The organism is Elstera litoralis, assembly GCF_000963705.1.
Lineage (GTDB): Bacteria > Pseudomonadota > Alphaproteobacteria > Elsterales > Elsteraceae > Elstera > Elstera litoralis.
Genome location: NZ_LAJY01000436.1, coordinates 1 through 4183, shown reverse-complemented (window position 1 = coordinate 4183; position 4183 = coordinate 1). Strand labels below are relative to the sequence as shown.

Here is a 4183-nt window from a genome sequence, read left to right as displayed (position 1 = left end):
GGCTTGGCGTGTTGGCGGGATTGCTGCCCGGCTGGGCGCTCTTGAGCCTCTGGAGCCCGCCTGCGCTGCTGCCGGAACTGACCGCACTGCTAATGGCGACCCTGGGGCTGGCCTGGCTCTCGTTCCGCGACGACCGCAAGCCGCTGCCCGCCTGGGTGCGGTTTTCGGTGCAAATCGCCGCGATTGCCTTCATCCTTGCTGTGCAAGACCCCGACCGGCTGGTGTTTCAGGGCGCGTTACCCTTGATCCTAGATCGGCTCATCACCGGGATCGGCTGGCTCTGGTTCGTCAATCTGTTCAATTTCATGGATGGAATCGACGGGATTTCGGCGATTGAGGCCGGGGCCATCGGCCTGGGCGTCGCGCTGATTATGGCGCTGGCATTTTTCCGCTTCGATCTCACCGCCTTCGGCCTTGTTTACGCCGCCACCGCCGCCGCGTTCCTGTGGTGGAACTGGCACCCGGCGAAGGTTTTCTTGGGCGATGTCGGCTCGGTGCCGCTTGGGCTGCTCGGGGGGTGGCTGCTGTTGCAGCTTGCGCTGGCGGGGGCGCTCTCGGCGGCGCTGACCATTCCGCTTTATTACCTCGTCGACGCCACCGTAACCCTGCTTTGGCGCGCCTATGACGGCGAAAAAATCTGGCAGGCCCACCGGCGGCATTTCTATCAAAAAGCCGTGCAGCGCGGTTTTTCCCATAGCGCTGTCAGCGCGCGGATTGCGGGCTTGAACGCGCTGTTGGTGGCCCTTGCCACCGCCAGCCTGAACCCGACGCTGAATTTCGGTTGGCTTGGGCTCGCCCTGGGCCTGATCGCGGTCGCCATGACCGCCCGCGTTTTCCTCCAAGGGCGGCGCGGATGAAAATGCGCTTCCCGCCCCTGTGGCTGACCCTCGCCCATGATGCCGTCATGGCCGCCGCCGCCTTCATCGGCGCAGTGGTGTTGCGCGTCGGCTGGGAAGCCTTCGAGGATCGGCCCGAATTGATGGGCGGCGGCACCGCCCTCTTCGTGGCCATCGCCTTGCTGAGCAATCGGCTGACGGGGCTGCATCGCGGCGTCTGGCGCTACACCGCCCTCACCGATCTGCTGACGATTGCGAAAGCCGCGACGCTGACCGTGGCCGGGTTTGCGATGGTGATGTTTCTGGTGCAACGCGGCGATTTTCTCCCCCGCAGTTCGCTCTTCTACGCCTGGGGGCTGCTGATTCTGCTGCTGATCGCCGGGCGGGCGCTGTACCGGGGGATTAAGGAACGCAGCGCCTCGGCGCTTCTTTCGGCGGCGCGCGAGCCCGTGGTCGTGATTGGGGCGGGCGACGAGGCCGATCTGTTTCTCGCCAGCCTGCACCGCTCCAACGCCCCCTATCGGGTTGTCGCGCTGATCGACGAGCGCGAGCGGCGCAAGGGCCAAGCCATTCGCGGCGTGCGGGTGGAAGGCGGGATCGACGATCTTCCGGCCCTGCTGGAACGCTTGGCGGCGCGCGACCAAGCTCCGCAAAAGCTGATCTTGGCTCAGGCCGACGCCAAGCCGGAAGCCGTGCGCCGTCTGCTCGAACTCGCCCAAAGCCTCAGCCTGCCGCTGGTCCGTGTGCCGCGCCTCACCGATTTTCGCGCGGGCGACGCCCCCGTGCAGCTTCAGCCGGTGGCGTTGGAAGACCTCTTGGGTCGCCCGCCCTTGCCGCTGGACCGCGCGCCGCTGGAAAATCTCGTGCGCGGGCGGCGGGTGTTGGTGACGGGTGCGGGCGGCTCCATCGGCTCTGAACTCGTGCGCCAGATTGCCGCCCTGGGGCCGGAGCATCTGACCCTGCTCGATGCTTCGGAATATGCGCTTTACGCCATCGATCTTCAGGTCTCGGAAACGCACCCGGCCCTGCCACGCGTGGCTGTGCTGGCGGATGTGCGCGATGCGGCGCGGATTAGCCGGGTCTTTGCCGACGCCCGGCCCGATCTGGTCTTTCACGCCGCCGCCATCAAGCATGTGCCCTTGGCCGAAGCCAATCCGCTGGAGTGTTTCGCTACTAATATTCTGGGCTCGCGCATCGTGGCCGAGGCCAGCCGGGCGGTGGGCGCGCGGGCGATAGTGCAGATTTCGACCGACAAGGCCGTGAACCCCACCAATGTGATGGGCGCCAGCAAGCGCGTCGCCGAAATGTGGGCGCAGGCGCAGGATCTGACCGAAAATTCGTCTACCCGTTGCGTTCTTGTCCGCTTCGGCAATGTGCTGGGCTCGACCGGCTCGGTGATCCCGCTGTTCCAGCGCCAACTCCAGCGCGGCGGGCCGCTGACCGTGACCCATGCCGAAATCACGCGCTATTTCATGACCATCGCCGAGGCCGTCGAACTGGTGCTGCACGCCTCGGCCTATGGCACCACCGACGCCGCCGCGCCGGGGCGGATTTTCGTGCTGGATATGGGCGAGCCGGTGAAGATTATCGACCTCGCCCGCCAGATGATCCGCCTGCACGGGCTGCGCCCCGAGGTGGATATCGCCATCGACATCACCGGCCTGCGCCCCGGCGAAAAGCTTTATGAAGAGCTGTTCCACAACGCCGAAACCCTTGACCCCACCCCCGTTGCGGGCGTCCGCCTGGCCGCCCCGCGCACGGTGGCCCTGACCGACTTGACCCGCGACCTCGATGCGCTCGACGGTGCCATCGCGCGCGGCGATACGGTTGCGGCTTTTGACATTCTCCACCGGCTCGTGCCGGAATTCTCCCCAGCCTCTTAGGAAGTTTGCCATGCCCGCCCATGCCTCCGGCGATTTGCCCCTGTCCGATCTGGTGAAACCCGCCCGCGCCCTGCTGTCGGTCTACGATAAGGCCGGGATTGTCGATCTTGGGCGCGCGTTGCATCAGGCCGGGGCCGAACTGCTCTCCACCGGCGGTACGGCGGACACGCTGCGCGCGGCGGGGCTGCCGGTCACGGAAGTCGCTGACTATACCGGCTTTCCCGAAATGATGGACGGGCGCGTCAAAACCCTGCACCCGAAAATCCACGGCGGCCTTCTGGGGCGGCGCGATAGCAGCACGCACCAAGCCGCGATGAATGAGCACGGCATCGGCGCAATCGATGTGGTCGTCGTCACCCTCTACCCGTTTGAAGCAACGGTCGCCAAGGGCGCGGATTTCGATACCTGCATCGAGAATATCGACATCGGCGGGCCGTCGATGATCCGCTCCGCCGCGAAGAACCACGCTTCCGTGACGGTCATCACCGACCCCGCCGATTATGCCGACGTGATCGCGGCCCTGAGCGCCACCGGCGGTACCGACCACGCCCTGCGCCGCACGCTGGCCGCGCGCGCCTTCACCCGCACAGGGGCCTATGATTCCGGCATTTCGGCTTGGTTCAACGGGCAGGTGAGCGAAGCGACGCCGCGTCAGTTGGCCCTCGGCGGCGCACTGAAACAGACCCTGCGCTACGGCGAAAACCCGCACCAGCAGGCGGCTTTCTACGCCACCGGCGATGCCCGCCCCGGCGTGGCCACCGCCCAGCAGGTGCAGGGCAAGGAGCTTTCCTACAATAACATCAATGATACCGATGCCGCCTTCGAGCTGGTCGCCGAACTGACCGAGCCGGGCGTCGCCATCATCAAACACGCCAATCCCTGCGGTGTGGCGATTGCGCCGACCCTCGCCGAAGCCTATCGCCGCGCGCTGGCCTGCGATCCCGTCAGCGCTTTTGGCGGCATCATCGCCGTCAACCGCCCGCTGGATAAGGAAACCGCGCTGCTGGTGGCCGACCTCTTCGCCGAAGTCGTCATCGCTCCGGCGATTGAGCCCGAGGCCGCCACGGCCCTGGCCGATAAAAAGAATCTGCGCGTGCTGGTGACGGGCGCGATGCCCGATCCGAAACAGCCGGGCCTCACCTACCGCTCGGTCGCGGGCGGCGTGCTGATGCAGAACCGCGATAATGGCCATGTCACCGCCGACGCGCTGCAAACCGTGACTAAGCGTGCCCCCTCCCCCGCCGAAGTGCGCGATATGCTGCTCGCCTTCACTCTGGTCAAGCACGTCAAATCCAACGCTATCGTGCTGGTGAAAGACGGCGCTGCGGTCGGGATCGGCGGCGGGCAAACCTCGCGCGTCGATGCCGCCCAACAGGCCGTCGCCCGCGCCGCCGCAATGGCCCAGGCCGCTGGCGAGCCCCATAGCCGCGCCGTGGGCGCAATCGTCGCCTCCGACGCCTTTTT

Annotated in this window: 3 protein-coding genes; all 3 read left to right on the top strand. The window is 66.4% G+C overall.

What is annotated here, in order from left to right:
* Window positions 1-857, top strand: an 857-nt coding sequence (locus tag VZ95_RS15245) for an MraY family glycosyltransferase (RefSeq protein WP_156995331.1), incomplete at its 5' end; no start/stop codon positions are given.
* Window positions 854-2719, top strand: a complete 1866-nt coding sequence (locus VZ95_RS15240) for a polysaccharide biosynthesis protein (protein ID WP_045776617.1) — start codon at window positions 854-856, stop codon at window positions 2717-2719. The genes VZ95_RS15245 and VZ95_RS15240, both read left to right, overlap by 4 nt.
* A 10-nt stretch (window positions 2720-2729) precedes the next feature.
* Window positions 2730-4183, top strand: a 1454-nt coding sequence (purH, locus tag VZ95_RS15235) for a bifunctional phosphoribosylaminoimidazolecarboxamide formyltransferase/IMP cyclohydrolase (RefSeq protein WP_045776616.1), incomplete at its 3' end; no start/stop codon positions are given.

What these genes read in the sequence shown, in the direction of transcription:
- VZ95_RS15240 (WP_045776617.1), top strand. Translation starts at nt 854, where the DNA reads ATGAAAATGCGCTTCCCGCCCCTGTGGCTGACCCTCGCCCATGATGCC.